At 60.6% G+C, this 25,748-nt stretch carries 26 protein-coding genes and 1 tRNA gene; 17 read left to right on the top strand and 10 right to left on the bottom strand.

Going from position 1 to position 25,748, the window contains the following annotated elements:
- Positions 1–1,020 (bottom strand): hypothetical protein (locus DKK75_RS06135; protein ID WP_219997319.1); only part of this gene is annotated, 1,020 nt, incomplete at its 3' end.
- Between the two features lie 366 nt (positions 1,021–1,386).
- Here DKK75_RS06135 and DKK75_RS08055 point away from each other — a divergent pair.
- Positions 1,387–1,596 carry a hypothetical protein gene (locus tag DKK75_RS08055; RefSeq protein WP_146208622.1) on the top strand — a complete coding sequence of 70 codons (210 nt, stop codon included), beginning with the start codon at positions 1,387–1,389 and terminating at the stop codon, positions 1,594–1,596.
- An 81-nt stretch (positions 1,597–1,677) separates the two neighbouring features.
- Here the strand turns inward: DKK75_RS08055 and gdhA are convergent, their stop codons facing one another.
- Positions 1,678–3,024 (bottom strand): NADP-specific glutamate dehydrogenase, encoded by a 1,347-nt coding sequence (gene gdhA, locus DKK75_RS06130; RefSeq protein ID WP_110452540.1) that lies wholly within the window; start codon positions 3,022–3,024, stop codon positions 1,678–1,680.
- A 382-nt stretch (positions 3,025–3,406) separates the two neighbouring features.
- Here gdhA and DKK75_RS06125 point away from each other — a divergent pair, with 382 nt between their 5' ends.
- The 9 genes from DKK75_RS06125 to DKK75_RS06085 all read left to right on the top strand — a co-directional run bounded on the left by DKK75_RS06125 (position 3,407) and on the right by DKK75_RS06085 (position 8,476).
- On the top strand, positions 3,407–3,868 hold the full coding sequence (locus DKK75_RS06125; protein WP_110452539.1) for an Hsp20/alpha crystallin family protein: 462 nt from the start codon (positions 3,407–3,409) through the stop codon (positions 3,866–3,868).
- Between the two features lie 184 nt (positions 3,869–4,052).
- Positions 4,053–4,271 carry a translation initiation factor IF-1 gene (gene infA, locus DKK75_RS06120; RefSeq protein ID WP_015022331.1) on the top strand — a complete coding sequence of 73 codons (219 nt, stop codon included), beginning with the start codon at positions 4,053–4,055 and terminating at the stop codon, positions 4,269–4,271.
- 25 nt (positions 4,272–4,296) lie between these two features.
- A complete protein-coding gene (gene rpmJ / locus DKK75_RS06115) occupies positions 4,297–4,410 on the top strand; it encodes a 50S ribosomal protein L36 (protein WP_015022330.1) in 114 nt (37 codons plus the stop codon).
- 132 nt (positions 4,411–4,542) lie between these two features.
- Positions 4,543–4,920: a 30S ribosomal protein S13 gene (gene rpsM, locus DKK75_RS06110; RefSeq protein ID WP_015022329.1), complete on the top strand. Its 378-nt coding sequence runs from the start codon at positions 4,543–4,545 to the stop codon at positions 4,918–4,920.
- A gap of 80 nt (positions 4,921–5,000) precedes the next feature.
- Positions 5,001–5,399, top strand: coding sequence for a 30S ribosomal protein S11 (gene rpsK, locus DKK75_RS06105; protein WP_015022328.1), 399 nt, complete (start codon positions 5,001–5,003; stop codon positions 5,397–5,399).
- A gap of 75 nt (positions 5,400–5,474) precedes the next feature.
- On the top strand, positions 5,475–6,470 hold the full coding sequence (locus DKK75_RS06100) for a DNA-directed RNA polymerase subunit alpha (RefSeq protein WP_110452538.1): 996 nt from the start codon (positions 5,475–5,477) through the stop codon (positions 6,468–6,470).
- Positions 6,471–6,596: 126 nt separating this feature from the next.
- On the top strand, positions 6,597–7,241 hold the full coding sequence (gene rplQ, locus DKK75_RS06095; RefSeq protein WP_110452537.1) for a 50S ribosomal protein L17: 645 nt from the start codon (positions 6,597–6,599) through the stop codon (positions 7,239–7,241).
- A gap of 78 nt (positions 7,242–7,319) precedes the next feature.
- A complete protein-coding gene (locus DKK75_RS06090; protein WP_110452536.1) occupies positions 7,320–8,282 on the top strand; it encodes a tRNA pseudouridine synthase A in 963 nt (320 codons plus the stop codon).
- Positions 8,283–8,390: 108 nt separating this feature from the next.
- A tRNA-Ser gene (locus DKK75_RS06085) sits at positions 8,391–8,476 on the top strand.
- Between the two features lie 494 nt (positions 8,477–8,970).
- On the opposite strand, the gene DKK75_RS06080 is transcribed toward DKK75_RS06085, so the two are convergent.
- Positions 8,971–9,855: a hypothetical protein gene (locus DKK75_RS06080; protein ID WP_146208621.1), complete on the bottom strand. Its 885-nt coding sequence runs from the start codon at positions 9,853–9,855 to the stop codon at positions 8,971–8,973.
- A gap of 71 nt (positions 9,856–9,926) precedes the next feature.
- On the opposite strand from DKK75_RS06080, the gene nusA reads away from it, so the two are divergent.
- The 5 genes from nusA (at position 9,927) to ribF (ending at position 16,900) form a co-directional block, all read left to right on the top strand.
- Positions 9,927–10,985, top strand: a complete 1,059-nt coding sequence (gene nusA, locus DKK75_RS06075; RefSeq protein WP_110452534.1) for a transcription termination factor NusA — start codon at positions 9,927–9,929, stop codon at positions 10,983–10,985.
- A gap of 183 nt (positions 10,986–11,168) precedes the next feature.
- Positions 11,169–13,937 (top strand): translation initiation factor IF-2, encoded by a 2,769-nt coding sequence (infB, locus tag DKK75_RS06070; protein ID WP_110452533.1) that lies wholly within the window; start codon positions 11,169–11,171, stop codon positions 13,935–13,937.
- Positions 13,938–14,066: 129 nt separating this feature from the next.
- Positions 14,067–14,570, top strand: a complete 504-nt coding sequence (gene rbfA / locus DKK75_RS06065; RefSeq protein WP_110452573.1) for a 30S ribosome-binding factor RbfA — start codon at positions 14,067–14,069, stop codon at positions 14,568–14,570.
- A 37-nt stretch (positions 14,571–14,607) separates the two neighbouring features.
- Positions 14,608–15,639 (top strand): tRNA pseudouridine(55) synthase TruB, encoded by a 1,032-nt coding sequence (truB, locus tag DKK75_RS06060; protein ID WP_110452572.1) that lies wholly within the window; start codon positions 14,608–14,610, stop codon positions 15,637–15,639.
- Between the two features lie 118 nt (positions 15,640–15,757).
- On the top strand, positions 15,758–16,900 hold the full coding sequence (ribF, locus tag DKK75_RS06055) for a bifunctional riboflavin kinase/FMN adenylyltransferase (protein ID WP_110452532.1): 1,143 nt from the start codon (positions 15,758–15,760) through the stop codon (positions 16,898–16,900).
- Between the two features lie 12 nt (positions 16,901–16,912).
- On the opposite strand, the gene DKK75_RS06050 is transcribed toward ribF, so the two are convergent.
- The 4 genes from DKK75_RS06050 to radA form a co-directional block, all read right to left on the bottom strand.
- On the bottom strand, positions 16,913–17,680 hold the full coding sequence (locus DKK75_RS06050; RefSeq protein ID WP_110452531.1) for an amino acid ABC transporter ATP-binding protein: 768 nt from the start codon (positions 17,678–17,680) through the stop codon (positions 16,913–16,915).
- Positions 17,677–18,534: an amino acid ABC transporter permease gene (locus DKK75_RS06045; protein WP_110452530.1), complete on the bottom strand. Its 858-nt coding sequence runs from the start codon at positions 18,532–18,534 to the stop codon at positions 17,677–17,679. Before DKK75_RS06045 ends, DKK75_RS06050 begins: the two co-directional genes overlap by 4 nt.
- 25 nt (positions 18,535–18,559) lie before the next feature.
- On the bottom strand, positions 18,560–19,423 hold the full coding sequence (locus DKK75_RS06040) for an ABC transporter substrate-binding protein (RefSeq protein WP_110452529.1): 864 nt from the start codon (positions 19,421–19,423) through the stop codon (positions 18,560–18,562).
- Between the two features lie 124 nt (positions 19,424–19,547).
- Positions 19,548–20,957 carry a DNA repair protein RadA gene (radA, locus tag DKK75_RS06035; RefSeq protein ID WP_110452528.1) on the bottom strand — a complete coding sequence of 470 codons (1,410 nt, stop codon included), beginning with the start codon at positions 20,955–20,957 and terminating at the stop codon, positions 19,548–19,550.
- Positions 20,958–21,047: 90 nt separating this feature from the next.
- Between radA and DKK75_RS06030 the strand changes: the two genes are divergently transcribed.
- Both DKK75_RS06030 and DKK75_RS06025 read left to right on the top strand, forming a co-directional pair.
- Complete coding sequence (locus tag DKK75_RS06030; RefSeq protein WP_110452527.1) at positions 21,048–21,698, top strand: hypothetical protein; 651 nt, start codon at positions 21,048–21,050, stop codon at positions 21,696–21,698.
- A 67-nt stretch (positions 21,699–21,765) separates the two neighbouring features.
- The gene (locus DKK75_RS06025) at positions 21,766–21,855 is read left to right on the top strand and encodes a 30S ribosomal protein bS22 (protein WP_004268639.1); all 90 of its coding nucleotides are present in this window, start codon (positions 21,766–21,768) and stop codon (positions 21,853–21,855) included.
- A 155-nt stretch (positions 21,856–22,010) separates the two neighbouring features.
- Here the strand turns inward: DKK75_RS06025 and rpiA are convergent, their stop codons facing one another.
- The 3 genes from rpiA to pgm form a co-directional block, all read right to left on the bottom strand.
- A complete protein-coding gene (rpiA, locus tag DKK75_RS06020) occupies positions 22,011–22,709 on the bottom strand; it encodes a ribose-5-phosphate isomerase RpiA (protein ID WP_110452526.1) in 699 nt (232 codons plus the stop codon).
- 106 nt (positions 22,710–22,815) lie between these two features.
- Positions 22,816–23,922, bottom strand: a complete 1,107-nt coding sequence (locus tag DKK75_RS06015; protein ID WP_110452525.1) for a ribonuclease H family protein — start codon at positions 23,920–23,922, stop codon at positions 22,816–22,818.
- 87 nt (positions 23,923–24,009) lie between these two features.
- The gene (gene pgm / locus DKK75_RS06010; protein ID WP_110452524.1) at positions 24,010–25,683 is read right to left on the bottom strand and encodes a phosphoglucomutase (alpha-D-glucose-1,6-bisphosphate-dependent); all 1,674 of its coding nucleotides are present in this window, start codon (positions 25,681–25,683) and stop codon (positions 24,010–24,012) included.
- Between the last annotated feature and the right edge of the window lie 65 nt (positions 25,684–25,748).

Genomic DNA, 25,748 nt, shown 5'->3' with positions numbered 1-25,748 from the left:
CAGATCGCCGTCCTCGACATCAGTGGCAGTGACCGGGTCCAAAAGCCACTGGGTGAGGTTCATGGTTTCCCCCTGCTTGAGGGCGCGGTCGGGGCCTGCGTTCAGCTGGGGTATGAACCCGAGGTTGCCGAGATTCTGGTAATATCCCTCGAGGTATTTCACCTGCTTCTGGATTTGAGACGACTTGTAGACCATGGTCAGCTTCCCTGCAGCCGTCGCATCGCGTACCTGGACTTTGATGCCCATGACGAACCAGCTCATCTGGAATCCGTCAGGGATGATCACCTCGAGGGTCTGGGGATCGATCTGGCGCGTGGTCCAGCCATGGTCGGCAAGTGGCACATAGTGTGTGAAGGTATTAGGCCACCCGCCCGTGTCTGACAGCATGACGTCATCGGGGGAGATGGATGAGGAGTCTCCCGACGTGCTCAGCGTAATGGTGCGGGACTTCTCCTGATCGGGCTTCGACAGGTAGCCCGGATCGACCACGATGTTGAAATCCATAGTCGTTCTGTCGGGTAGGTAGCATTGCTTGCCCTGAATGGGGCCGATGTAATTGTCTCCCAAGCCTTTGATGCTATAGCTGCCCCATGAAGGGATCATGCGGTTATCGCCATAGCCTCCGCCAGGGTCAGGACTGGGCTTGTCCAAATCGTATTGGTTGGCGCCCTTCAGCTCTATATTTTCACCGTTGAAGGTGGCGCTGACCTTGTTGTTCTTGCTGGGGTTGCCGCTGGGGTGGAAATTGATGATGAATGTGATGTCAGCCTGGGAAATATCCATGGCGAAGGTGAGGGTGGCGGTGCCTTTCTGGGCATCGTAGGACCACTTGCCGTATCTCTCGTCGCCGTTGGGCTGTATGTTTTTCCAATCCAGGGAATCAGGGTTTGAGAACGTCAGAGTGAGCGTGGATCCGCTCTTGATTGAAGCGCTCCGGTCGATCTTGACATTGAAGGCCAGGACCTGACCCCACATGTTGCTGCCCTGATCAAACAGTGAAGTCACCGTGATCCCCTGCATCGATGCAGGTTCAGACCGTGTGGACCGAGCGTTTGACGGCTCTGCATTCAGCCCGTATGCCCCGTTCGCTCCCGCAGCAGTCTCAGGCTTTCCTCCCTGGCTAAGCGCATAGCCAGTGGTAGGCATGGCTAAAATCACCGCTACCGCAAGTCCCAGCGCGGCTTTCATTGGTTTTCGCAATTGCTTCCTCTCAATTTCTACGTCTAGGTGTAGTTACCCCCGCTGAATTCCATGCTAACAAAGGTGGACAAAAGGTGTGTCGGCAGAAGACAGGCATGAGTGGAAGGCGAAAATCATCTCATCGCTTCCCTCCTTGGCGACACCGTCAAGGTCTTTGAAAATAAGGGAGGGAGAACGTAAATCAGGGTGAATGCCGAACGGCAGATTTTAGATCACCAAAAGCTCTACCCGTCATATACGCAAGTGCCAGGAATCACCTGGGTGATCAACTATGGGGAAGCGCCGATCCAAGCCCATCAGGCGCTGGGCCACGACTGCACACGGGTGCCGGGCAGCATCGATGTTCGATTGCTGCAAAAGAGGGAGCGCTCCATCATCGGTCCGATACGACGCTGAGCCGGTGATGGAGCGCTCCCTCAATATGGTTGGATATATAGCGACAATATCCTGCGGCGGATTACCGCGAGGGTGGTTCCTTTACAGGATGCCTTGGGCCACCATGGCATCGGCCACCTTGGTGAAGCCGGCTACGTTGGCGCCCAGCATCAGGTCGCCCTCATGCCCGTATTCCTTGGAGGCCTGGTAGGACTTCTGGAAGATTCCAGTCATGATGTCCTTGAGCCGCTGGTCCACCTCGTCAAAGGTCCACTGCAGGCGAAGGGAGTTCTGGCTCATCTCCAGTCCGGAGACGGCTACGCCGCCGGCATTGGCGGCCTTGGCGGGCCCATAGAGCACCTTGTTGTCCTGGTAGACCTGAATGGCCTCGGGGGTGGAAGGCATGTTGGCGCCCTCGCAGACTACGGTGCATCCGTTGGCGACCAGGGTCCTGGCGGACTCCTCATCGATTTCGTTCTGTGTGGCGCAGGGCAGGGCGATATCGCAAGGCACGGTCCAGACGCCCTTGCAGCCCTCGTGGTATTGTGCGGAATCCACGCGGTCTGCATACTCGCGAATTCGGCCACGGTGCCCCAGTTTGATGTCCTTGACGACATCGAGGTCAATCCCGTTGGGATCATAGACGTATCCGTCGGAGTCGGATGCCGTCACCACCTTGGCGCCCAGCTGTTGGGCCTTTTCGGTGGCGAAGATGGCCACGTTGCCCGAACCGGAGATGACGACGGTCTTGCCCTGGAAAGAGTCCTTGCGCAGCGTCTGCAGGGCCTCCTGAGTGTAGTAGCACAGGCCGTATCCTGTGGCCTCGGTCCGGGCCAGGGAACCGCCGAAGGTCAGATCCTTGCCGGTCAGAACGCCCGAGTACTCGTCCCGCAGTCTCTTGTACTGACCGAACAGGTAGCCGATCTCGCGTGATCCCACATTGATATCGCCGGCGGGCACATCGGTGAACTGTCCGATGTGGCGCTGCAGTTCAGTCATGAAGGCTTGGCAGAAGCGCATGACCTCGGCATCCGAGCGGCCCTTGGGGTCGAAGTCGGACCCGCCCTTGCCTCCTCCCATGGGCAGTCCAGTCAGCGAATTCTTCAGAATCTGCTCGAAGCCCAGGAACTTGATAACCGACTCGGTCACGGTCGGGTGGAAACGCAGGCCTCCCTTGTAGGGGCCGATGGCCGAGTTGAACTGAATCCGGTAGCCGCGGTTGACCTGCACGTGGCCCTGATCGTCGGTCCAGGCCACGCGGAACTTGACTGTACGCTCGGGCTCGACCAGACGCTCCAGCACGCCGTTGGCCTCATACTCGGGATGCCGCTCCACCACGGGCTCCAGGCTGGAGAAAACCTCTCGAACAGCCTGCAGGAATTCCGGCTGGTCGCCGTCGCGCTTCTCAACTTGCTGATATGCGCGCTTGATGTATTCGTTGGTGAGCATCTGAGCTCCTTTGATTAGGGATGGCCGGTCCGTCCGGTCCAAATGCGATTGGGTCCGCCCTCAAGTGCCTGCGGGGCTGGCGGAATCTCATCTTATGGTAAATGTTTCAAAGTCGTGTCACAAGAATTTTGGCTTTTAATGTCTACCATGTGGTCATTCAAGGCCCGAAGAATGAGAGAGCAAGGATGAATAGCATGCCTATTTGACCAAAGTTGAGTCGCTATGGCTCAACTTTTATTCCTTGGGTGAACATTGGGCATGGAACCCGGAGCCTGCGGTTTGGACAAAGTGAAGGGCAGGAAGCCCGGGAGGACAGGTCAGGATGTCCGCCTGGGGTTCCGGTCCACGAAAACTATTGACTTAGAGAATCAGGAGATGCGTTATGGCTATGTTTCCCGCATTGATGAACAATTCGATCTTCAGCGACTTCTTTGATGATCCCTTCTTCAACAACTGGCGTGATGGGCGTCGGCAGGTCCAGGGATCCAAGAACGCGCTGAACAGCCCGCTGATGAACACGGATGTGCGTGAGAAGGACGGGCAGTATCAGCTCTCCATTGATATGCCCGGCTTCGATAAGAACGACATCGGTCTCCGTCTGGAGGATGGCTACCTGATTGTTTCCGCCCAAAAGAACAGTGATCAGGGCGACAAGGACGACCAGGGCCGGTGGATTCGGCGTGAGCGCTACACCGGGTCCTGCTCCCGCAGCTTCTACGTTGGCGACAAGGTCCGCCAGGAGGACATTCATGCCCACTATGCCAACGGCACCCTGGAGGTGACCCTGCCCAAGGCCAGCATCGAACCGGCCGACAATACACAGACCATCGCCATTGAGGACTGACGGATTATTATCCTCTTTCAGACCGCCTGCACGACTGCTATACTGATAAAGCGACAGTCGTTCAGACGGCCCTTTTGTCGTATCAACACGCTATTGCCCAATTTGGGTCCATCAATGCTATACTGATCATTTGGCGTGTCTTTCGGCGCGCTGTGTAACCGGCCGAGGATCGGATAGAAGGTTTATGGCAAAAGATGGTGTGATCGAGGTGGAAGGGCGTGTAGTCGAGGCTCTCCCTAATGCGATGTTCCGCGTCGAGCTCGAGAACAAGCACCTGGTGCTGGCCACCATTTCCGGCAAGATGCGCAAGAACTACATCCGCATTCTGCCTCAGGATCGGGTGGTGCTCGAAATGAGTCCCTATGATCTGAACCGCGGACGGATTACGTACCGGTATAAGTAACAAGGTACACAAGCAAAGGAAAACCATGAAGGTCAGCCCTAGTGTGAAGAGAATCTGCGAGAACTGCCGCGTGATTCGTCGTCACGGCCGCGTCATGGTGATCTGCAAAAACCCACGCCACAAGCAGCGCCAGGGCTGAGCGGATTCCCAGCGGCAACGAACACCAAAGGCGCTGAGTCACAGCCGACAGGCTGAACCCCGGGTGCGCAGGCCCGGGCCGGGAGACCGGAAGACTCGGTGCACGACCTGCGTAGAGCAAAAAGGAATCGCAATGGCACGTCTTGCCGGAGTCGACATCCCCAACGAGAAGCGCATAGAGATAGCCCTCACCTACATCTTCGGTGTGGGGCGTACTCGCGCCAAGGAAACACTTGCCGCGACCGGAGTGAATCCGGACACCCGCGTCAAGGATCTCACGGACGAGCAGCTCATTACGCTGCGTGATTACCTCGAGGGAAACTACAAGATCGAGGGTGATCTGCGTCGTGAGATCGACGCTGATATTCGCCGTAAGATCCAAATCAATTGCTACCAGGGCCAGCGCCACCGCCGGGGCCTGCCCGTGCGCGGCCAGCGGACCAAGACCAACGCCCGCACCCGCAAGGGACCCAAGCGTACCGTCGCCGGAAAGAAGAAGGCGACCAAGTAAGGCCGAATGCGAAGCGGGGATGAGGGTCTCCGATGGTTCGCACTAGCAATCAGTTATTCGTGACAAGGAAACGAGGATCAATGGCAGCAGCAAAGCAGGCCGCGCGCAAGCCTCGTCGTCGGGACCGCAAGTCGGTTCCGGTCGGGCAGGCGCATATCAAGTCAACATTCAACAACACCATCATCTCCATCACCGATCCCTCCGGTGCTGTAGTGGCATGGGCTTCGGGCGGCGACGTAGGCTTCAAGGGCTCCCGCAAGTCCACTCCTTACGCAGCGGGCATGGCTGCTGAATCCGCAGCCCGCAAGGCCATGGAGCATGGGGTCAAGAAGGTGGATGTCTTCGTCAAAGGCCCGGGTTCGGGCCGTGAGACCGCTATCCGTTCCCTGCAGTCCGCAGGCCTGGAGGTCGGTTCCATCTCCGATGTGACCCCACAGGCACACAATGGCGTTCGTCCTCCCAAGCGCCGTCGCGTCTGAGCACTAGAAAACCCATGAATCCACCCGCGAAGACCGGTGAGTGCACCACCGGTCGGAGCTGAAAGGATAGCAACAGTGCTTATTGCACAGCGTCCGACTCTTACTGAAGAAGTCGTCAATGCCCAGCGCTCCCGTTTCACCATCGAGCCCTTGGAACCCGGATTCGGGTACACCCTGGGCAACTCCCTGCGTCGTACCCTGCTGAGCTCCATACCAGGTGCGGCTGTAACCTCGGTCCGCATCTCGGGAGCTCTGCACGAGTTCACCACGCTACCTGGTGTGGAGGAGGACGTCACTGAGATCCTGCTCAACATCAAAGGCATCGTGCTGACCAGCGAATACGACGAGCCAGTGGTCATGTATTTGCGCAAGAGCGGCAAGGGCGAGGCCACCGCCGGAGATATCACTCCGCCGGCTGGCGTCACCGTGGCCAATCCTGATCTGCATATCGCGACCCTGGCTGAGGACGGCGAGCTGGAGATCGAGTTTACAGTGGAGCGTGGTCGTGGATACGTCCAGGCCCAGCTCAACAAGCAGGATAACGATGAGATCGGGCGTATCCCGGTTGATTCCATCTACTCTCCGGTGCTCAAGGTCAGCTACAAGGTCGAGGCCACACGTGTCGAACAGCGTACGGATTTCGACAAGCTGATCCTGGACGTGGAGACCAAGCCGGCTATTTCACCGCGTGACGCGGTGGCGTCAGCTGGGTCGACCCTGGTTGAGCTCTTCGGCCTCTGCCGCGAGCTCAACACCCAGGCTGAGGGCGTGGAGGTCGGACCAGAGCCTGTGGCGGAAGAGACCGATCCGCAGATGTCCGTGCCGATTGAGGATCTGAACCTGACGCAGCGTTCCTATAACTGCCTCAAGCGCGAAGGAATCCATACTATCGGTGAGCTGGTCTCGCATACTGAGCAGGATCTGCTGGATATCCGCAACTTCGGCATGAAGTCCATCGACGAGGTCAAGGAGAAGCTCGAGGGCATGGGGCTGTCGCTGAAGGCCTCACCGCTGGGCTTCGACACCAATAATCTCGAGGGAGGCACCTTCTTCTCGCCCGACGACGAGTGAAGGATCGCAGCCTTCGTATGAGCGGGCGAAGGGGAAGGGTTCCCTCGCTTGCTGACAGCAATTCCGGGAAGTCGGATGTTCGGGCGTATGCCCACCTGTCCTCCCGGGCCGTAAGGAGATAATCCAATGCCAAAACCTAGCAAGGGCCCACGTCTGGCCTCCAGCCCGGCGCACGAGCGGTTGATGCTGGCCAACATGGCCACCAGCCTCTTCGCCAATGGCCGTATTACGACCACTCTGCCCAAGGCCAAGCGTCTGCGTCCGCTGGCTGAGCGGTTGATCACCTTCGCCAAGCGAGGGGATCAGCCCGCCCGTCGCCGTGTCATGCGCGTCATCCGCGACAAGTCTGTGGTCCACATCTTGTTCACGCAGATTGCCGAGCAGATGCAGCAGCGTGAAGGCGGCTACACCCGCATCACCAAGATCGCACCCCGTCGCGGAGACAACTCACCGCAGGCTGTGATCGAGCTTGTCACCGAGCCTCTGTCGGCCAAGAAGGCCGTCGTCAAGGAGGCTGAGTCTGCAGCAAAGGTGGCCGCTAAGGAGGAGAGCGCCGAAGTGGCTGCAGCCACTGATGCCGCTGTCGCAGAAGGCGCTGCCGAGGATGCTGTCGGCCAGGCCGTCGAGGCCAATGAGGCCGATCAGGACGTGGCCCAGGCCGACAAGGCTGCAGAGGATCTGGAGCAGGCCGCTGACAAGGCGGATAAGGCCGAAGCCCAGGCTGAGGAAGATGCCGACGTGGCTGAGGATGCCGAGAAGGCCGCTGAGTAATCGATCATTGCATCAAGTGACGGGGTCGGGGAGCATGGCTCTCCGGCCCCGTCACTCATTTGCATCAGGGAGGCCTTGATGGAGGAAGAGGAGGGGAGGATGTCCCTTACCAGGCTGCGCATGGACCTGGCCTATGATGGTGGAGGCTTCCATGGCTGGGCCCGGCAGCCTGGTCTGCGCACGGTCCAGGGCTGCATCGAAGATGCGCTGACCCTGATCGCAGGAGGTCACGGACAGGCTGGCTGTGCCCACGGTGATAGGAGTCCTTGGCGACCCAGGCTGGCCGTGGCCGGCAGAACCGATACCGGGGTTCATGCGTCCCATCAGGTGACTCACTTGGATATTCCCGAGACTGTGCTCGAATCATGCAAGGGGCACATGGGTGTGGATGGCGTACAGGCCCTGGAGCGTCGCCTACGACACCTGTTGCCTTCCGACATCGTTCTGCAAAGACTCAGCACGGCGCCTGAAGGCTTTGACGCACGTTTTTCAGCACTGGAACGGACATACGTCTATCGGGTCAGCCAGGGCGGTCAGCCAGGTGATCCGCGCATGCGAGGCTATGTGCTGAATCTGGAGGGGAGCTTGAATCTGCAGGCCATGAACGAGGCAGCGGCGCAGTGCGTCGGCTTGCATGACTTCGGGTCCTTTGCTACGCCAAACACTGGCGGCACCACCATACGAAAGGTCCTGGCCGCGCACTGGGACCTGGTTCCGACCGTGAGTTTACCGGGAGTGCAGCCTGGGCAGAATTCAGTCGGATACATTCCGGTCTTCATGGAGTCCGGGCTGACGGTCTTTCGTATTGTGGCTGACGCATTCGCCCATAGCATGGTTCGTTCCCTGGTGGCGGCCTGCATCCAGGTAGGCTTGGGCCGTCGGTCCGTGCAATGGTTTGCCGACAAGGTGGCCCATCCTTTGCGCGAAGGATCAACAGGCCCCATAGCCGCCCATGGGCTGACCCTGGAACATGTGGCCTATCCGCCTGATGAACAGCTTGCAGAACGTGCGCAGGCCATCCGTGCCCGCCGCACCCTGTAAGGTCCCTGGTTATTTGGAGCAGCTGCGGTTGCGCCACGCCGCTTGCCAGGTAGGGACTCTGTGGCATAATAGAAAAGTTGTTGTTCGGCAGTGTCGGGCAACGACCATGGTTGAGTGTCCGAGCGGTCTAAGGAGCACGCCTCGAAAGCGTGTGAGGGCAAATCCCTCCGCGAGTTCGAATCTCGCCTCAACCGCCCTAAGGGTCCCGGCCTGACGGTCGGGACCCTTGTATTTGATTCTGTTGCGGCATTGCAAAGTAGCAGCGCTTCACCCCTTGAGTTGGGTTTCGTGACCGCTTTTTATATGTAGTATTCCCTTATGCCCTCTTTGGCTGTACGGGTTTGACACGGCACTGTGTCTTAATGCTGAGCAAACGCAAATGCCGTGCAATGCAGGAGGCGATGCAGTGGCAAACACTAGGTCGCCTCCTACATTGCACGGGTTCATACCCCCCGCGTTCCAAGGAAATAATCCCGTGGAACACGTTCTATGGTAGCACTGTCCGTGCTTATATCGCCACTCGCAACGTCCTCTTATGGTTGAAGATTTCGATGAATTCGAAATGTTTGATCACTGATAATGTCTGATCGTTGCTGCTGACCTTTGCTAACGCTGTGGGCATCCACTGGCAGGGAACGCTCGCGCATAAGAAAGAGATAACGTCGTGAGAAACGATTCAGGTGAGCTGTCAGTGCTTGGAGGTGTGCAGCAGAGCTGATGAAGCGGTTGGATAGCCAAGGTTCATGGCCATGGATATGTGGGCTACGATCATGTCGACCAGGGCAGATGCGGCTTCCTGGCGGCTTTTTGCGTTCTGGCTGGCGTCGGTGCGTATCGTGCCTGAGGAACCGTTCAGTTTTCTCCCCACATCCAGAAGAGTCCGGGCCGTGTCCATCTCGATAAGAGCGGGAGTAGGGATTTGTATTCCGTTGGCGGGGTCGACTCGATCATCGGGGTGCGCCAGAAGATCAGTGGTGGGATAGACTCCCTGTCGGGGATCGTGTTTGGAGCGGCCGACCAGAATCTGCGCGGCCGTTGTGTGCGCATCGGCTAGGGTCAGCATCCATGTGGCATCAGTTTTGCGGGCTGCGAGGACCGATAAGTAGAACCCGGAACGGTCTTCGCCCGTGACTGCCTGATCGTGCAGTTCGGTGGGCAGCATCCTGGACAGCGGATCTAACCGCTGCGCAGCCTGGACCAGTCTGAGCGTAGCTGCTCGACGATTGGTCTGCCCGCCCTGGGAGGCCGATAAAGCCTGGGCTGCGTGTACTGTAGCTTCATCCAGCTGGGAAGGGCACTCGCGAGCCGCTTGGATCCAGGCCTGGGCCCGGCTGTCTGCCTGATCCTTCTGCTGGAGCTGATCCGACCGCCGGGCTCGGGTCCATGCCTGCTCGCAGGCGGTGGAACGGAGATTGTCGGGGTCGTGCCGACTGACGTGCACCGCTGAAGGCGCGCATCCGGACATGGAGACGGCCAGTAGAAGTGCCCCGATGCCGGCGACCATACGTCGTGCCAGGATCGTCAGTCGACGACGCGCCCGCATTTGGTATTCAGGAACCGGCTGTGTCTGCATGAAAGGTTAGAATAGTAGGCATTGCAGACCAAAAGAAGCGCGGTCTGAATAACTTCATAGGAGGTCTTGACATGGAACTGGACCTGGCTGAAATTCATCAGCTGGCACACGAACAAGGGATTGATGCCGAGACCTTGGATCAAGCACTGAGCGAGGCTCTTCTTCTGGCCTATCAGAAGTCACCTCATGCAGCCAGACACGCACGGGTGGAGCTGGACGAGCGAGCAGGCACTTTTACCATCTGGGCACAGGACGAGATCGCACGTGATCCCACTCCTGAAGAGCCCAATCCGGGATACGATCTGGGCGAGGAATACGACGACACACCGAAGGACTTCGGACGGCTGGCGGCTTCCACTGCCCGCCAGGTCATTCGACAGCTCTTCCGTCAGGCCGACGATGAGCGCGTCTTTGGAGCTTTCTCCGGTCAGAAGGGCCATCTGATCACCGGAGTAGTCCAGCAGGATGCCAGCGATCCAGGCAATGTGCATGTGGCCGTAGATAATGTCGAGGCCATCCTGCCGCGCCGCGAGCAGGTTCCTGGAGAGCATTACCGGCACGGTCAGCGTATCCGCGTCTACGTGGTCAATGTCTCCCGAGGGCTCAAGGGGCCGGAAATCATCGTATCGCGTTCTCATCCGGAGCTGGTTCGCCGCCTCTTCGAGCGGGAGGTGCCCGAGCTGGTCTCGGGCGCAGTGTCCATCATGGCCATCGCCCGTGAGGCCGGGGCCAGAACCAAGATTGCGGTCCGAGCCAACAGCAAGGGGGTCAATCCCAAGGGTGCGCTGATCGGTCCGGGTGGCGCGCGCGTTCGTGCAGTCATGGAAAATCTGGGACCTGAGAAGATCGACATTGTGGACTGGTCCAAGGATCCTGCCGAATTCGTGGCTGCAGCCCTGTCACCGGCCGTGGTCCGGCAGGTGCAGATCGTCAGCGAGTCCAACCGCACGGCCATCGCCTTCATCAAGGACGCTCAGCTCTCCTTGGCAATAGGCAAAGAGGGCCAGAACGCCCGTCTGGCCGCCAAGCTGACGGGCTGGAAGATCGGCATTGAGTCCGAGGAGGCGCATCAACAGAAATTGCGTGAACTGCAGGCGCAATCTGCTTCGGCTGCTGGTGAAGACGACTGAGAGCAAACATCCGACGACGCGAGTATGCTGAATCCGGTATCCCGAGTCCGGTGGTCTATGCCGTCGGCCCCGGCACAGAGACGAGGTAACACGATCATGGTCGCACGATGAGACAGGATATGTTCGCCGTCATGAAAGAGTGATCGCGCCGGTCATATGCGCGGTCCGGTAAGGAGAAAGTAAGTGCCCAAAGCACGCGTGTATGAGCTGGCCAAGGAATTTGGCGTAGACAGCAAGACTGTTCTGGCGAAATTGAAGGACATGGGCGAGTTCGTCAAGTCCGCATCTTCCACTGTCGAAGCCCCAGTGGTTCGTCGACTTAAGAGCGCTTTCCCCCAGACTGGACAGGGTGACGCTGGTCAGGCCGCTGCACGAAATGCACGCCCTGGCAGCCCTAGTCATGGAAGCGGCCAGGGTCAGCATGACCGCCCGCAGTCCGGTAGCAGACAGAAATCCATGCCTGGGCCCAAGCCCGGGCAGAGCCCTCGGCCCTCAGCCGGCGGCAACGTGTCACGGGGGCAGCAGCATCCCGCAAATCACTTCCCCAAGCCCGGTGCCTCCCAGGGTAACCGCAATGAACATGCACAGCGCAGCCAGTCCCGTGGGCCCAAGCCTTCAGTCATGGGCAGGCCCGGCCCCCAGGCATCGCGCAACAACGGTCGTCCCGGAGGCTCCGGCGCTTCGGCGGCACGTCATGGAGCACGGTCGGGAGCTTCAACGCCTCGTCCAGGCAACAATCCTTTCAACCGCAAGCAGGGGATGAAGGCTCCCATGCCTTCAGACATCCCCAGGCCGCACCCCATGGCCAGGCCTACTGTCAACGATTCACGCAGAGGCCGTGGCGGATTCCGCAACGGCAGAGGCGGTCGCTCCGGGCAGCCCGCTCGTCCAGGACAGTGGGGCCATAGCCGCCCCGGTCAGCAGTCGCATCAGGGCGGCAGCAGCCGTTTCGGTGGTACCTCGGCACCCTCAGGCGGTTTCCGCAGCGGTTCGGGCCGTGGCGGTCGTGGTCGTGGCGGTGCTGCTGGAGCTTTCGGCCGCCAGGGGGGCAAGTCCTCCAAGGCTCGCAAGAACCGGATGGCTAAGAGGCATGAATTCCAGGAGATGAAAGCACCCGTCATCGGCGGCGTGCGCATCCCCGCAGGCAACGGCCGTACCGTTCAGCTTCGTCAGGGCGCGACCCTGGCCGATCTGGCTGACAAGATCAACGTCAACCCTGCTGCCCTGGTCACAGTGCTCTTCCACCTGGGTGAGATGGCCACGGCTACTCAGTCCCTGGATGAGGCCACTTTCCAGATCCTGGGCGACGAGATCGGGTGGAAGATCCGCATCGTCTCCGCCGAGGAGGAAGACAAGGAGCTTCTACAGCAGTTCGACATCAATCTGGACGAAGAACGCAATGGCCAGGATGACGAGAACCTGCAGCCCAGGCCTCCGGTGGTCACGGTCATGGGACACGTCGATCACGGCAAGACCCGCTTGCTGGACACCATCCGCAAGACCAACACGACCACCCAGGAGGCCGGCGGCATCACCCAGCGCATCGGTGCCTACCAGGCCACGGTCACCCTTGACGGGGAAGATCGAAAGATCACATTCCTGGACACCCCTGGCCACGAGGCCTTTACGGCCATGCGCGCCCGCGGCGCCGAGCTGACCGATGTGGCCATCCTGGTAGTGGCCGCGGATGACGGCGTCATGCCGCAGACCGTCGAGGCCATCAACCACGCGCAGGCCGCTCATGTGCCCATCGTGGTGGCTGTCAACAAGATTGATGTGGAAGGAGCCAATCCCGAGAAGGTGCGCGGTCAGCTGACCGAATTCGGCCTGGTCTCAGAAGAGTATGGCGGCGATACCATGTTCGTCGATATCTCTGCCAAGCTGGGCACCAACGTGGACAAGCTCCTGGAGGCGGTCCTGCTGACTGCCGATGCTGATCTTGACCTCCGGGCCAACCCCGACATGGACGCTCGCGGCGCCACGGTTGAGGCCCGTCTGGACAAGGGACGCGGAGCTGTGGCCACTGTGCTGGTCCAGCAGGGAACCCTGCATGTGGGCGATGCCATCGTGGCTGGATCGGCTTATGGCCGTGTGCGCGCCATGCTTGACGAGAACGGTCAGCAGATGGATGCCGCCGGTCCTTCCACGCCTGTCCAGGTGCTGGGGCTTACCTCGGTACCCACCGCTGGCGACCTCTTCCTGGTCGCGCCCGACGATCGCACCGCTCGACAGATTGCCGAGAAGCGCGAGGCTTCGGCCCGTGCCGCTCAGCTGGCCAAGCGCCGCAAGGTGGTCTCTCTGGAGAGCCTGAAGGAGCAGTTCGCCAAGTCCGAGGTGGACATGCTCAACATCGTCATCAAGGGCGACTCTTCAGGTTCAGTCGAGGCGCTGGAGGACTCCTTGATGAAGATCGAAGTCTCCGACGAAGTCGGAATTCAGGTCATCCACCGAGGTGTGGGCGCCATCACCCAGAACGACGTCAATCTGGCCACGGTCGACAAGGCCGTCATCATCGGTTTCAACGTCCGGCCCAACAGACAGGTCCAGGATCTGGCCGACCGCGAGGGTGTAGAGATCAAGTACTACTCGGTCATCTACAACGCCATCGAGGATATTGAGGCCGCGCTCAAGGGAATGCTCAAGCCGGAGTACGAGGAGGTCACAACCTCCCACTCCGAGATCCGCGAGATCTTCCGCTCCTCCAAGTTCGGCAACATCGCGGGCGTCATGGTCCAGGACGGCACCGTCAAGCGGGGCACCAAGGCTCGCATCGCCCGCAACGGGGTGGTCACTGTCAACGACCTGGAGATCTCCTCCCTGCGCCGGTTCAAGGACGATGTCAACGAGGTGTCCGAAGGCTACGAGGCTGGCATCAATCTCGGCTCCTTCAACGACATCGAGGTGGGCGACATCATCGAGACCTACGAGATGCAGGAAGTGGAACGCAAGTAAAGCCAGCAGGCCACCTGAGTGCCCGTCAGAGGGCCTGTGGCGATCCGCCCCGGTCCGGGTACTCCCTGACCGGGGCGGATGTTCATGAAGGCGAAGATTGGTCATGGGCGATTCGAGAAAGGAATCATGATGGCAGGAAATCCCCGCGCCGTACGCATAGCGGCCCTGATACAGCGGGTCGTGGCCTCTGCGCTGGAGTCCCAGATGCATGACAAGCGCTTGGCAGGGGTCACCGTCACTGAGGTTCGGGTCACCAACGACCTGCAGATAGCCAAGATCTACTGGACCCAGCTGGGCCGGTCCGGACACGAGGCCGGGGAACGCAAGCGGGCCCAGCAGGCCCTGCGACAGGCATCCGGGCGGCTGCGCAGCCTGGTCGGCGCTCGGGCCGGTCTGCGGCTGACGCCTACCTTGCGCTTCATCTACGATGAGGTGCCTGCCGAGGCGACCGAGATCGAGGATGTACTGACCGCAGCCCGACACCGGGACGAGGCTATGGCCAAGGCCCGGGTCAATGCCAGCTATGCGGGCGACCCCGATCCGTACAGGCATGACGACGAGGAGGAGCCCGAGGAGCCGGACTCCGTTCCTGATGAATCTGCAGCAGAGGATGCGGATGAAGCCGAGCGCTGAGGGCATCAGTGAATCAGCGGCTTCTAAGCCGTCGGACATGATCGATTCTGGTCATGGTGAACCGACTTCGGGCATCATCCTTGTTGACAAGCCGAGCGGTGTGACCAGTCATGACGTGGTGGCAGCTGTTCGGTCAAGTCTCGGCATGCGACGCGTGGGCCACGCCGGGACTCTGGATCCCATGGCCACCGGCCTGCTGGTGATCGGTTTCGGCCAGGCTACACGGCTGCTGACGGTCATCGTCGGTCATGACAAAACATACCGCGCCACCATGCGTCTGGGGCTGGGCACCACCACGGACGACGCGGACGGGGATCTGCTGCCGGTGCGTCCCGGAGCTGCGCCGAGGGCGGACGAGCTGACGGCTCATGGTCTGCAGGGTTTGATCGATCGCTGCTTCACCGGCTGGATCGACCAGGTGCCTGATGCTTTCTCTGCCATCAAGGTCAAGGGCAGGCGAGCCTATGACCTGGCTCGCGCAGGCCAGGAGGTCAGGCTGGAGCCCCGTCGAATACGGATCGCATCTTTCCATCTGCTCGATTTTCGCCGCGTGGTTTTGTCTGACGAGGATATCAGGGTGGTCGATGCAGATGTGGAGGTGACCTGCTCTAGTGGCACCTATATCCGGGCACTGGCCCGCGATCTGGGTGAGCAGCTGGATCTGGGCGGCCACTTGACTGCCTTAAGACGGATTCGCGTGGGCCCGTTCGATTTGGAGAATCCTGACTTGGCGTCTAAAGCTTTGAGCGGCCAGGTGGTTCCTAATACCTACCAGAACCGTCATGGTCAGACGGTAGTTCGCAGTCGTATGGCCCTGGACTGCGACAGACAGGGGATGTTGGACGCCTCTCTCGACCTGGCGCAGGCAGCACGCATGACCATGCCCGTCATGAGCCTGGATGCTGACCAGGCCGCCAGAGTGGCCAACGGCGGATTCTTGGATCTGCCCGTCGTCAGGCCCACAGCCGCTTTGGCTGGGCCTGCAGGCAAGCAGCGTCTGGCTGCTATCCTAGTGCCCGGTCCACGAGGCGGGGCCAAGCCGGATGTGGTCTTCCACCCCGAGGACTGAGTGCGCAGGTGCGGGTTTAGTCTGAGGGTCTTGCCAGAGTGCGACGGGGGGAATACAGTGCTTAAGGAATTTTCGGCGCCCGGGTTCGGGATAGTCGTGACTAAGTGATGGGAAGCGGATGAAGGTCAGTCAGGTCAGCCCGAATGAGTCGGGCATTGTCAGGTGGCCGGGAACCTTGGGCGCCCGGTCCAGCGTGGTCACTGTCGGTGTCTTCGATGGCATGCATCGGGGTCATCAGGCTCTCCTGCACCGGGTGGTCGCACTTGCTGCCAAGGGCAAGGACCGGCCTATGGCCCTGGTTTTCGACCCCAGCCCCAAACTGGTTCACAGCTACGCTGACAGCCATGATATGGATGAACCGTCCTCGGATCTGATTCGCCATGACCCTGATCAGATCATGCCCTTGGAGGAGCGCCTGCGGCTCATGGCCCAGCTGGGGCTGGAACAGGTTGTGGTGGTCCGATACACAGTGGCCTTTGCAGCCAAGTCCTATCGGTTCTTTCTCAAGCAGCTCACCGAACAGCTGGCCATGCGGACTCTGGTTTTGGGCCGCGATGCACAGATGGGTGCGGGGCGAATCGGCGACATCGAAGCCATTGGCGACCTGGCAGACACAGGATTGTTCAATTTGGAAGTAATAGACGACCAGGGCCCCGGCGACTGCACGCTGCCTGACGCTGACGGCCTTGAGCGACATCAGGTAAGGGTTTGGAGCAGTTCTCATCTTCGACAACTGATCCAGGACGGTGACGTGGATGCGGCTCTGGATATTTTGGGCCGACCGCATATGGTTCAAGGTACAGTGGTTCATGGGGAGCAGCGGGGCCGCCGCTTGGGATTTCCGACTGCCAATCTTGCGCCCGACAGCCAGGGAATGATGCCTGCGGATGGAGTCTATGCGGGCTGGCTGGTCGACCTGGGACTGCCTACGGATCCCATGGCGACTCCGGAGGGACAGGAGGGTCGGCTGGCCCAGGGTTCGCCCTGGCGGATGCCTGCTGCTATCTCCATAGGCACCAAGGAGACCTTCTTGGCCCCGGGCGAGCATATGCCCAAAGTCCTGGAGGCCAATGCAGTTCGGAAGGATTGGGTGGACCTGTACGGTCACCGGGTCCGGGTGGAGTTTCTCAGCCGTCTGCGCGGTCAGAAGCGGTATGCGGGCGAGGAACCCCTCAAACGACAGCTGGCTCTGGATGCCGAGCGAACCTTGGATTTGACCAAGGCCGCAGAAAAGGGCTCCTCGTCAGCTGAAGGCTTGTAGGGATTATGGAACTCACAGCCCTCGGAAGTGGCTGAAGAACTCCCTGGTGCGCGGATTCTCCGACTCGTCCATAACCTCTTGCGGCGTTCCATTCTCGGCGATGACGCCGTCCAGCAGCAGGACGACCCGGTTGGCTGCGTGATGGGCGAAGCTCATTTCGTGGGTGGCCATGAGGATGGTGGTGCCTCCAGCGGTCAGCTCGGAGACCATGGCCAGGACCTCGCCCACCAGCATGGGGTCCAAGGCTGACGTGATCTCATCCAGCAAGAGCAGTTCCGGGTCGGTCATCAGGGCGCGCACAATGGCCACCCGTTGCTGCTGGCCGCCGGAGAGCTGGTCGGGGTACGCTCCTGCCTTCTTCCTCATGCCGATTCGATCAAGCAGTTCCAAGGCCCGCTCCCTGGCCTGGTCCTTGGGCATGCCGTGGACCTTGATGGCTCCCAGGGTAACGTTTTTCAGGACGTTCATGTGGGGGAAGAGGTTGAACTGCTGGAAGACCACGCCGATTCTGGCCCGGCAGACATCCTGGTCGATCCTGGGATCGGTGATGTCGGTGCCGCCCAGCCAGATCCTTCCGTCGTTGACGGTCTCCAGCAGGTTGATGCACTTCATCAAAGTGGATTTGCCCGACCCGGATGGGCCCAGCAGGGCCACGGTCTCATGAGGCATGATGGTCATGGAGATGTCACGCAGGACCTGGTTGCCCCCAGGGTAGGTCTTTCGAACATTCTCCAGACGGAGCACCGGCTGGTCCTGTTCGGCCCCTGCCTGTTCGCTCATACCATGCCTCCGCTCTGTTCGCGCTTGCGCAGCCGGTTGGAATACCAGTCGTTGAGAAGAATGAAGGGGACCGATGTGGCGATGAAGAGCACCGAGGCCACCACGTATGGAGTGAAGTTGTAGGAGGTGGCCACGATGATCTGGGCCGCTCTGACAGCGTCAACGGCTCCCAGAACCGAGATCAGTCCTACGTCCTTCTGCATGGAGATGAAGTCGTTCATCAGCGCCGGAGCCACTTTGCGCAAAGCCTGAGGGATGACGACCAAACGCATGGTCTGCCCCGAGGTCAGGCCAAGCGAGCGTGCTGATGCCCTCTGAGAGGGGCCGACGTCCTGGAATCCTGCCCTCAGCACCTCGGCGATGTAGGCCGAATAGGAGAGGATGATCGCCACAGTGCCTAGCAGGGCTGCCGGAATCCGGTTGAAGATAGCCAGTCCGGGAATGCCGAAGCCGATCAGGTAGAGAACCACAATCATGGGGATGCCTCTCATGATCGTTGTGTAGACCTGGGCCAGCACCCGCAGGGGGAAGAACAGCGGGTTTCGGCTGGTGCGGATCATGGCCAGGAGGGTGCCCAGCAGCGCTACGCCGATGACTGCAAAGAAAAGGACCTCCAGATTGAGCCAGAGTCCCTGGAGGACCTTGGGGAAGGATTGAGCGAAGTAGGCACCGGAGAAAAACGACTGCTTGACTCGGGGCCAGCCAGGTGAGGCGTGCAGCCCCAGAGCGATCAGCAGGGCCAGCACCAGCGTGCTGGCGATGCTGACCGCCACGGAGCGCAGATTCTGTCGACGGCCGTAGCGTTCCCGTTCCCGTTGGATATCGCTGACCGCGTCCTGTGCCGAGGTGGCCATGAACGACAAGGTTTCCTTTCTTTTCTCAGCCCAGCGTAGGCAGAGAGGTGTAGACGTGCAGCCATTGCTTTTGCAGCTTGTCCAAGGTTCCATCCTTCTTCAGGGCCGTGACAGCCTTGGAAGCGGCCGGGGTCAGTTTGGATCCCTTGGGCAGGACCATGCCCATGCCCTCCGGGTCCTGTGAACCCTTGATCTGCCCGAGGATTTTGGCGTTCTTGACCTGCCCGGAATCGACCATGGTCACGGCTGAGGGAGTGTCCACGACAAGCGCGTCGATCTGATTGGCATCCAAGGCTTGGGATGAAGCCACGTCGTCGTTGAAGGTGTCGATGTCAGGCTTGACCAGCTTGTGGGCCATCTCGTAGGAGGTGGAGCCGACCATAGCTCCTATCTTGGCGTCCTTGATCTGGGCCAGAGAGGTTGCGGAAGCATATGGAGAGCTGCTTTTGACGACTAACGACTGGGTGGAGTTGTAATAGCTGGGAGTGAAGTCCACAGCCTGTCGGCGCTCCGAGGTGATGGAGAACTGCTGGATGTTCAGGTCGTAGTCCTTGCTTCCCGGAGCGATGGCGGCATCGAAGGTGGTCCTGGTCCAGGTGACGTGCGCCGTGTCAAAGCCCATTTTCTCTGCCACTGCGTAGGCCACGGCTGCCTCGTAGCCCTTGCCGGATTCAGGCTTGTTGCCCACCACGTAGGGGGCGTAAGCCGGGTCTCCGGTGGCAATGGTCAGGGTGCCGGGATGGATGGTCTGCTGAGTGATGTCCTGTTTGGTTGCTGACTGCCCGCCGCTGCTCGATGAGGAGCCGCAGGCTGCGCCGGCCATGAGCGTGACTGCTGTGAGTGCGGCCGCCGTTAGCCTGCGTATGGTTTTCCTAGTGAAGATGGTCATGCTGATCTGCTCCTCGCGATGATGATGGGTGTCGGTCTTCCGGCGACTCCATCCTAGTCCGGCAGGTTAACGAGTCGGCAGGATGGCGCCGTATTGTGCGACATGGGACGAGCCGTCGCTGGGCTCAGCCCAGTCCCAGAGCAGCCAGGGCCTCGGATAGATTGGTGGTCTCGACCACTTCCAGGCCCTGGATGGGCTTTCGGTCTCTTGAGCGCCGATCAGGCGGGATCAGCGCTCGGGTGAATCCCAGCCGAGCCGCCTCCTGCAGCCGGTGGTTGAGTTGCGGCACCGGCCTGACCTGCCCGGTCAGAGATATCTCGCCCATGGCACAGGTCGTGCGCAGGATGGGCCGGGACTTGGCTGCACTGGCCAGGGCGGCCACGATGGCCAGATCACATCCGGGCTCCTTGGCCAGCCCGCCGGCGATGGTGGATACATACAGATCCTTTGTCAGCAGGTTGACGCGGCCGTGGCGATAGAGCACTGCAGCCAGCATGGCCAGGCGGTTGGCGTCGATCCCGTTGGTGTTGCGACGGGGAGTGGGCAGAACAGAGGAGGTGACCAGAGCCTGGATTTCGATGGGCAGGCTGCGGTGGCCGTCCAATGTAAAGGTCACGCAGGTGCCCTCCACCTCCTGTCCAGCCGTGGACAGGAAGAGCCCGGTGGGATCGCTGACCTCCTCAATGCCCTGTTCGCTCATGTCGAAGCAGCCCACCTCGTCGGTGGGGCCGAACCGATTCTTGACGGCTCTCAGCAGGCGCAGGGCGGTTTGGGGATCGCCCTCGAACTGGCAGACCACATCAACCAGATGCTCCAGGGTCCGCGGCCCGGCTATGGAGCCGTCCTTGGTTACGTGGCCTACCAAGAGGATGGGGATATCGTGCGACTTGGCCATGTCGATCAGGCTGATGGCTACCTCGCGTACCTGCGTGGAGCCTCCGGCGATGCCGTCGACCTGGCTGGAGACGATGGTCTGGGCGGAGTCCACAATGGCCAGTGCCGGCTTTTCGCGCTCAATCAGCCCCAGCACCGTGGCCAGGTCGGTAGTTGAAGCCAGCAGCAATGAATCCTTGAGCGCATCCACTCGGCTGGCCCTCATCCGCACCTGGGCCTGGGACTCCTCGCCCGACAGGTAGAGCACCTTGCCTCTTTCGCCGCCCCGGTCGGCCACACGGCCGGCGGTCTCCAGCAGGAGGGTGGACTTGCCGATGCCTGGCTCGCCGGCCAAGAGGATGACCGACCCGGGTACGATCCCCCCGCCCAGGACTCGGTCGAACTCCTCGAATCCTGTGGGAATGCGCTTTACCTGATCCGTGCTTACACGGGTGATGGGCCGGGCCAGCCCGGTCTTCGGGGGCGCAGGTGCCGTATGGCTGCCGCCAGAGGAGGACAGACCCCCGCCTGCGCCTACGACACGTGCCTCGTGAAATTCCTCGATGGTTCCCCACTGGCCGCATTCCGGGCAGCGTCCGAACCACTTGCCGCCGGTCCACCCGCACTCCGTGCACACGTATTGCGTTGTCGTCTTGGCCATACCTGCACGCTATCGGGATTCAGGGACGAGAAGCCAGGCTTTTACGCCATCTTCGCAGTGCCGACACCCTGCTCATGAGAGAATGGGATCATGGCTGAGAATCCTTCTGCACCCCTGTCCTCTTCATCCGACTCCTCTGCGCATGCCAGGAAGCGTCGTCAACGGATCGGTCTGGTTATTGCCCTGGCGGCGGCGGTGGTCCTGGTGCTCTTATCGGCCTTCGTCTGGCCTCACTGGGCGGTGCGCAGCCAAGAGCCCGGTGCTCAGACTTCGGCCTCCGCTTCCTCCCGACCCTCGCAAGCCAGTCCCAAGGCCACGGCCGTTCCTCTGCCCGATTCGGCTTCCGAGCTGCTCAAGGCCATGCCTGATACGGTGGGCGATTTCGCCCGTGTCAAAGCGGATTCCGACAGCGAGTGGAGCACCCATACACCTATCGAGGAGTACAACCTGGTCTACTCCTCCGGCAAGTCCGGCGGGGATGTGACCCTCCACCTGGCTCAGTGGTCCAGGAGTGAAGATGCCAAGGCGCTCTATGACAGTCTGTCCACGGGCATGTCCGGCAAGGAGCTGGCCTCAGGCAAGGTTCGCAGCGGCGGCACGGTCACCGGATCCTACTTGGAAAAGGCTGACGGCGACGATGCGCACACAGCCTTGGTCATCTGGCAGAATGATACGGTGGTCTTCCGCGCCCAAGGTCAGCGGACGGCGCTGGAGGCTTTCTACAAGGCCTTCCCGCTCTGATCGTCCCGCAACCGGTGTACGATAAGCAAGTTGGACACTTCCAGGTAACTAAGGATCGGAGGCTCGGATGGGTTCTGTCATCAAGAAGCGCCGCAAGCGGATGAGCAAGAAGAAGCACCGCAAGCTGCTGCGCAAGACTCGTCACCAGCGCAAGTAGCTTTATGACTTATGGGCCTGCTAAGGCCAATGAAGCCTCCCGCACCGGATGGATGCGGGAGGCTTCATATATATCATCGCCAGTCATCGAGGCCAGTAATGCTCTCGACCTGTTTTAGCGTGCCGCCAGCTGAGAGGCTGGATGATCGCTGATCATCACTTGTTGGCGTTGGTCATGACTCGGGGGCCATTGGGATCGCCCACGATGACCGTGTCAACCATGTTGAGGAAGAGGCCGTGTTCCACGACGCCCACGGTGGTGATCAGGTCCTGAGCCAGATCCTGCGGGTGTTCAATCCGGTCCAAATGAAGATCGATGATGTGGTTGTGCTCGTCGGTCAGAACCGGATGTCCCTGGCCGTCCAGCCGCAGTACCGGGTTATAGCCGCGCTCCTTGAAGCGGTCCAGGACGTGGCGCTCGCCGAAGGGGATGACCTCTACTGGCAGGGGGAAGCGGCCGATGGTGTCGACCACCTTGGACTCGTCCACGATCCAGACGATCCTTTGAGAATTGACGGCCACGATTTTCTCCCAGAGCAGGGCTGCGCCTCCGCCCTTGATGCCGTTGAAGTCCTTGTCAACCTCGTCGGCGCCATCGATGGTGATATCGATATGGTCCGCCTGGTCGATGTCGACGATGCGAATTCCATAGCTCTCGGCCTGTTCCTTGGTCCGCCGTGAGGTAGTCACCCCGGTGAACTCCAAACCCTCTTCCTTGACGCGCCGTCCCAGTTCATCCACGAAGAACCGGACCGTCGATCCGGTGCCCAGCCCGGCGGTCATGCCGTTCTCGACCAGTTTGGCTGCCTCGATGCCGGCGGCTTTCTTCAGTCTGTCCTGCTCGGTCTTGTCCATACACGCTCCTTTATGCCCGCATGCGTTTAACCGCTGGTGTCTGCGGGTTTTGTTGGTTCAGGTTCACTCCAGTGTAGATGATGGCCCCTGACGGTTCATGAGTCGCTCAATCCTCCACTTCGATGGCGTGCAGACGGAAAGGCGCCTCCCGTATGGTCACGTAGCCGTCAGGGTCAATGGCCGCGTCCAGATCGATGCTGCCGACGATATGCAGGTCGTGCCCCGTGAACATGCTGCTGCCGGACGGGGGCGGCGTGATGCGGATGCGGCCGCTGGCTCTCAGTCCTCGAGCGCCTGAATTTTTGGCCTCCCGGGCAACCGGGTCGGTGTCCGAAGTGTTGTCGAAAGCAGATGAGACTTCGTCCTCCTGACCATCGGGTAGGTCAGGGGCGGGTGTGCCATCGACTGCCTCAGGTGTCGCATCATCTTCTGCGTCCGCTGTCTGCTGGTAATCCGACGGCTCCGATCCTGTCGCTGCTGTGATTTGGCTCTCTTCGACGTCCTGTGCCTTTGGCGACCCTGGGAATGTTTCTTTCACCGACTCGGCCTGATCGGCATCCACAGCCTCGGACTCGATGGCGGTTTCGGCCAGGTCTTTCTGCTCTTCCTGGTCCAGGCCAGCCTTCTTGCGACCCAGCTTGTCCAGAACTTGGAGTCCTCCGTCCAGTTCAGCCTTGACTGCGGACGGCACCTGCGTGCCCTTAGCATAGGGGGAGGCCAGCAGCGAGCGCCAGCCCTCGATGGGCATACATCCTTCTCGGTCGCCCCTGCCTGCTGCCGTAGCATAGCCACGGGCCAGAGTGTCCACTTTCTCGTTGAAGACGTCGCCGGCATGACCCTTGACCCAGACAAACCTGACTGATCCCGGCCGGATCTGGATCTCCCGGTCGATGGCTTCGATCAGGGGCCTGTTTTTGACAGGCCTGCCTTGGGAGTTCTTCCAGCCTTTCTTCTTCCACCCGGGCACCCAGGTTGTGGAGCAGTTGATAGCGTACTGGGAGTCGGTTTCGATGACCAGCGGGCGCTCGCCTGGGTGGGCTCGCAGCGCCTGCAGCACGGCGCACAGTTCGCCGATCTGATTTGTGCCGTTGCTCGCGCCTCCTGCATCCGCGTCGCCGTCCTCATGATCGGCCCAGGCCCAGCCCATGGGGCCGTTGGGATTGCTCAGTGCGCTGCCATCGGTCGAGACGACCAGATTCTTGCCATTGGTCATGGCTTCCAGCCTAGACAGGGAGATAGAGAACCCCGCGTCAGTGATGACTGATGCGGGGGAGGGAGGGCAGGCGGTCTTGTCTGCAGATCAGCCCAAGGCCTTGGCGACCACCTGGCCGGCCTCGTCCAGGACCTGGTCCAGGGCCTCAGGGGAGACGAAGGATTCGGCGTAGACCTTGTATATGTTCTCGGTGCCGGAGGGGCGGGCAGCGAACCAATTGTTCTGGGTGGTTACCTTGATGCCACCGATTTTGGCGCCATTGCCCGGGGCTTCGGTCAGCTTGGCAGTGATGGGCTCGCCAGCCAGGGTGGAGGCCGCCACATCGTCGCCGTTCAGCTGGGTGAACTTCTGCTTCTGCTCCAAGGTGGTCGGGGTGTCCACCCGCTTGTACCAGCTTTGGCCGAAGCGATCCACCTGCTCCTGGTGGAGCTGGGCCGGGTTCTTTCCGGTCTTGGCTGTAATCTCGGCAGCCAAGAGGTCGGGGATCAGCCCGTCCTTGTCCGTCGTCCAGACATGACCGTCCCGGCGCAGAAAGCTCATCCCGGAACTCTCTTCGCCGCCGAAGGCCACTTCGCCCTTGAAGAGGGGGTCGACGAACCATTTGAAGCCCACAGGCACCTCGATCAGCCTGGCGCCGATGGAAGCGGCCACGCGGTCGATCAGCGAGGAGGACACCAGGGTCTTGCCTATGCCGGAGCCCTGGGGCCATCCGGGTCGGTTGCCCGAGAAGAGGTATTCCACGCAGACGGCGATGTAGTGATTGGGATTCATGACCCCGGTTCCTGGGCAGACGATGCCATGCCTGTCAGCATCCGGATCCGTGCCTCCGACCAGGTCATAGGAGCCCCAGGCTCCTGCATTGAGACGATCCACCAGGCCTTTCATGGCATAGGGGGAGCTGGGATCCATGCGGATCTTCCCATCGTGGTCGATGGTCATGAACCGCCAGGTCGGATCCACCTCAGGGTTGATGACACCGATGTTCAGACCGTACTTTTCATTGATCAGCGGCCAGTAATTGACCGAGGCTCCGCCCAGAGGATCAATGCCCAGGCGGACCCCCGAGGATCTGATCAGGTCGAAGTCGATGACATTGCCCAGGTCGGCCACATAATGTTCCCGGTAGTCGAAGCGCTCCACAAGGTCGGACTTGACGGCATCTTCGAAGGGTATCCGCTTGACCTGCCTATAGCTGCCCAGGAGCTCATTGGCCCGTCGCGCTATGGCGTTGGTGGTTTCGGCCGGAGCCGGACCGCCAGTGGGCGGGTCGTACTTGAACCCGCCATCGGTGGGCGGGTTGTGGGAAGGGGTGACCACAATGCCGTCAGCCAGGTCCTTGCCGGAGAAGCGCTGGGTTCCATCGGCCGCCCGGTTGTGTGTCAGGATGGCCTGGGAGACGGTGGGCGTGGGGGTGTAGTCATCGTTGGCGTCGATGCGCACCCGTACGCCGTTTGCGGTCAGGACCTCGATGGCCGTCTTCCAGGCCGGCAGGGAGAGGGCATGCGTGTCGCGGCCCAAATAGAGAGGTCCAGTGACCCCATCCTTGGTTCTCTGTTCGGCTATGGCCTGGCTGATAGCCACGATGTGGGCCTCGTTGAAGGAGGTAGTCAGAGCGGAGCCACGATGTCCGGAGGTGCCGAAGGACACCCGCTGGGAGGGAGTTGAAGGGTCGGGGATGAGATCGTAGTACTTGCCGATCAGATCGTCGACGTTGATCAGATCTTCTGGGCTGGCGGGCCTGCCCGCGTTCTGTGCTGTCATGGCTCCCATCATGCCACCCCGGCATGAGAAAGATGGCGGGCGAGGGGGGAGGCGGTCGTCCGGTT

Source organism: Bifidobacterium asteroides (assembly GCF_003202695.1).
In the GTDB taxonomy this organism is placed as follows: domain Bacteria; phylum Actinomycetota; class Actinomycetes; order Actinomycetales; family Bifidobacteriaceae; genus Bombiscardovia; species Bombiscardovia asteroides_G.
The sequence above is the reverse complement of the archived record's forward strand: the minus strand, read 5'-3'. Positions and strand labels throughout refer to the sequence as shown.

Excerpts from the sequence above, each read along its gene's own strand:
- radA (WP_110452528.1), bottom strand. The coding sequence starts at position 20,957 with ATGGCCAAGACGACAACGCAATACGTGTGCACGGAGTGCGGGTGGACC.
- infA (WP_015022331.1), top strand. The coding sequence starts at position 4,053 with ATGGCAAAAGATGGTGTGATCGAGGTGGAAGGGCGTGTAGTCGAGGCT.
- DKK75_RS06015 (WP_110452525.1), bottom strand. The coding sequence starts at position 23,922 with ATGACCAATGGCAAGAATCTGGTCGTCTCGACCGATGGCAGCGCACTG.
- DKK75_RS06030 (WP_110452527.1), top strand. The coding sequence starts at position 21,048 with ATGGCTGAGAATCCTTCTGCACCCCTGTCCTCTTCATCCGACTCCTCT.
- gdhA (WP_110452540.1), bottom strand. The coding sequence starts at position 3,024 with ATGCTCACCAACGAATACATCAAGCGCGCATATCAGCAAGTTGAGAAG.
- truB (WP_110452572.1), top strand. The coding sequence starts at position 14,608 with ATGATCGATTCTGGTCATGGTGAACCGACTTCGGGCATCATCCTTGTT.
- DKK75_RS06025 (WP_004268639.1), top strand. The coding sequence starts at position 21,766 with ATGGGTTCTGTCATCAAGAAGCGCCGCAAGCGGATGAGCAAGAAGAAG.
- DKK75_RS06040 (WP_110452529.1), bottom strand. The coding sequence starts at position 19,423 with ATGACCATCTTCACTAGGAAAACCATACGCAGGCTAACGGCGGCCGCA.
- nusA (WP_110452534.1), top strand. The coding sequence starts at position 9,927 with ATGGAACTGGACCTGGCTGAAATTCATCAGCTGGCACACGAACAAGGG.
- DKK75_RS06125 (WP_110452539.1), top strand. The coding sequence starts at position 3,407 with ATGGCTATGTTTCCCGCATTGATGAACAATTCGATCTTCAGCGACTTC.
- rpiA (WP_110452526.1), bottom strand. The coding sequence starts at position 22,709 with ATGGACAAGACCGAGCAGGACAGACTGAAGAAAGCCGCCGGCATCGAG.
- rpmJ (WP_015022330.1), top strand. The coding sequence starts at position 4,297 with ATGAAGGTCAGCCCTAGTGTGAAGAGAATCTGCGAGAACTGCCGCGTG.
- rpsK (WP_015022328.1), top strand. The coding sequence starts at position 5,001 with ATGGCAGCAGCAAAGCAGGCCGCGCGCAAGCCTCGTCGTCGGGACCGC.
- rplQ (WP_110452537.1), top strand. The coding sequence starts at position 6,597 with ATGCCAAAACCTAGCAAGGGCCCACGTCTGGCCTCCAGCCCGGCGCAC.
- rbfA (WP_110452573.1), top strand. The coding sequence starts at position 14,067 with ATGGCAGGAAATCCCCGCGCCGTACGCATAGCGGCCCTGATACAGCGG.
- pgm (WP_110452524.1), bottom strand. The coding sequence starts at position 25,683 with ATGACAGCACAGAACGCGGGCAGGCCCGCCAGCCCAGAAGATCTGATC.
- DKK75_RS06050 (WP_110452531.1), bottom strand. The coding sequence starts at position 17,680 with ATGAGCGAACAGGCAGGGGCCGAACAGGACCAGCCGGTGCTCCGTCTG.
- DKK75_RS06045 (WP_110452530.1), bottom strand. The coding sequence starts at position 18,534 with ATGGCCACCTCGGCACAGGACGCGGTCAGCGATATCCAACGGGAACGG.
- rpsM (WP_015022329.1), top strand. The coding sequence starts at position 4,543 with ATGGCACGTCTTGCCGGAGTCGACATCCCCAACGAGAAGCGCATAGAG.
- ribF (WP_110452532.1), top strand. The coding sequence starts at position 15,758 with ATGAAGGTCAGTCAGGTCAGCCCGAATGAGTCGGGCATTGTCAGGTGG.
- DKK75_RS06090 (WP_110452536.1), top strand. The coding sequence starts at position 7,320 with ATGGAGGAAGAGGAGGGGAGGATGTCCCTTACCAGGCTGCGCATGGAC.
- DKK75_RS06080 (WP_146208621.1), bottom strand. The coding sequence starts at position 9,855 with ATGCAGACACAGCCGGTTCCTGAATACCAAATGCGGGCGCGTCGTCGA.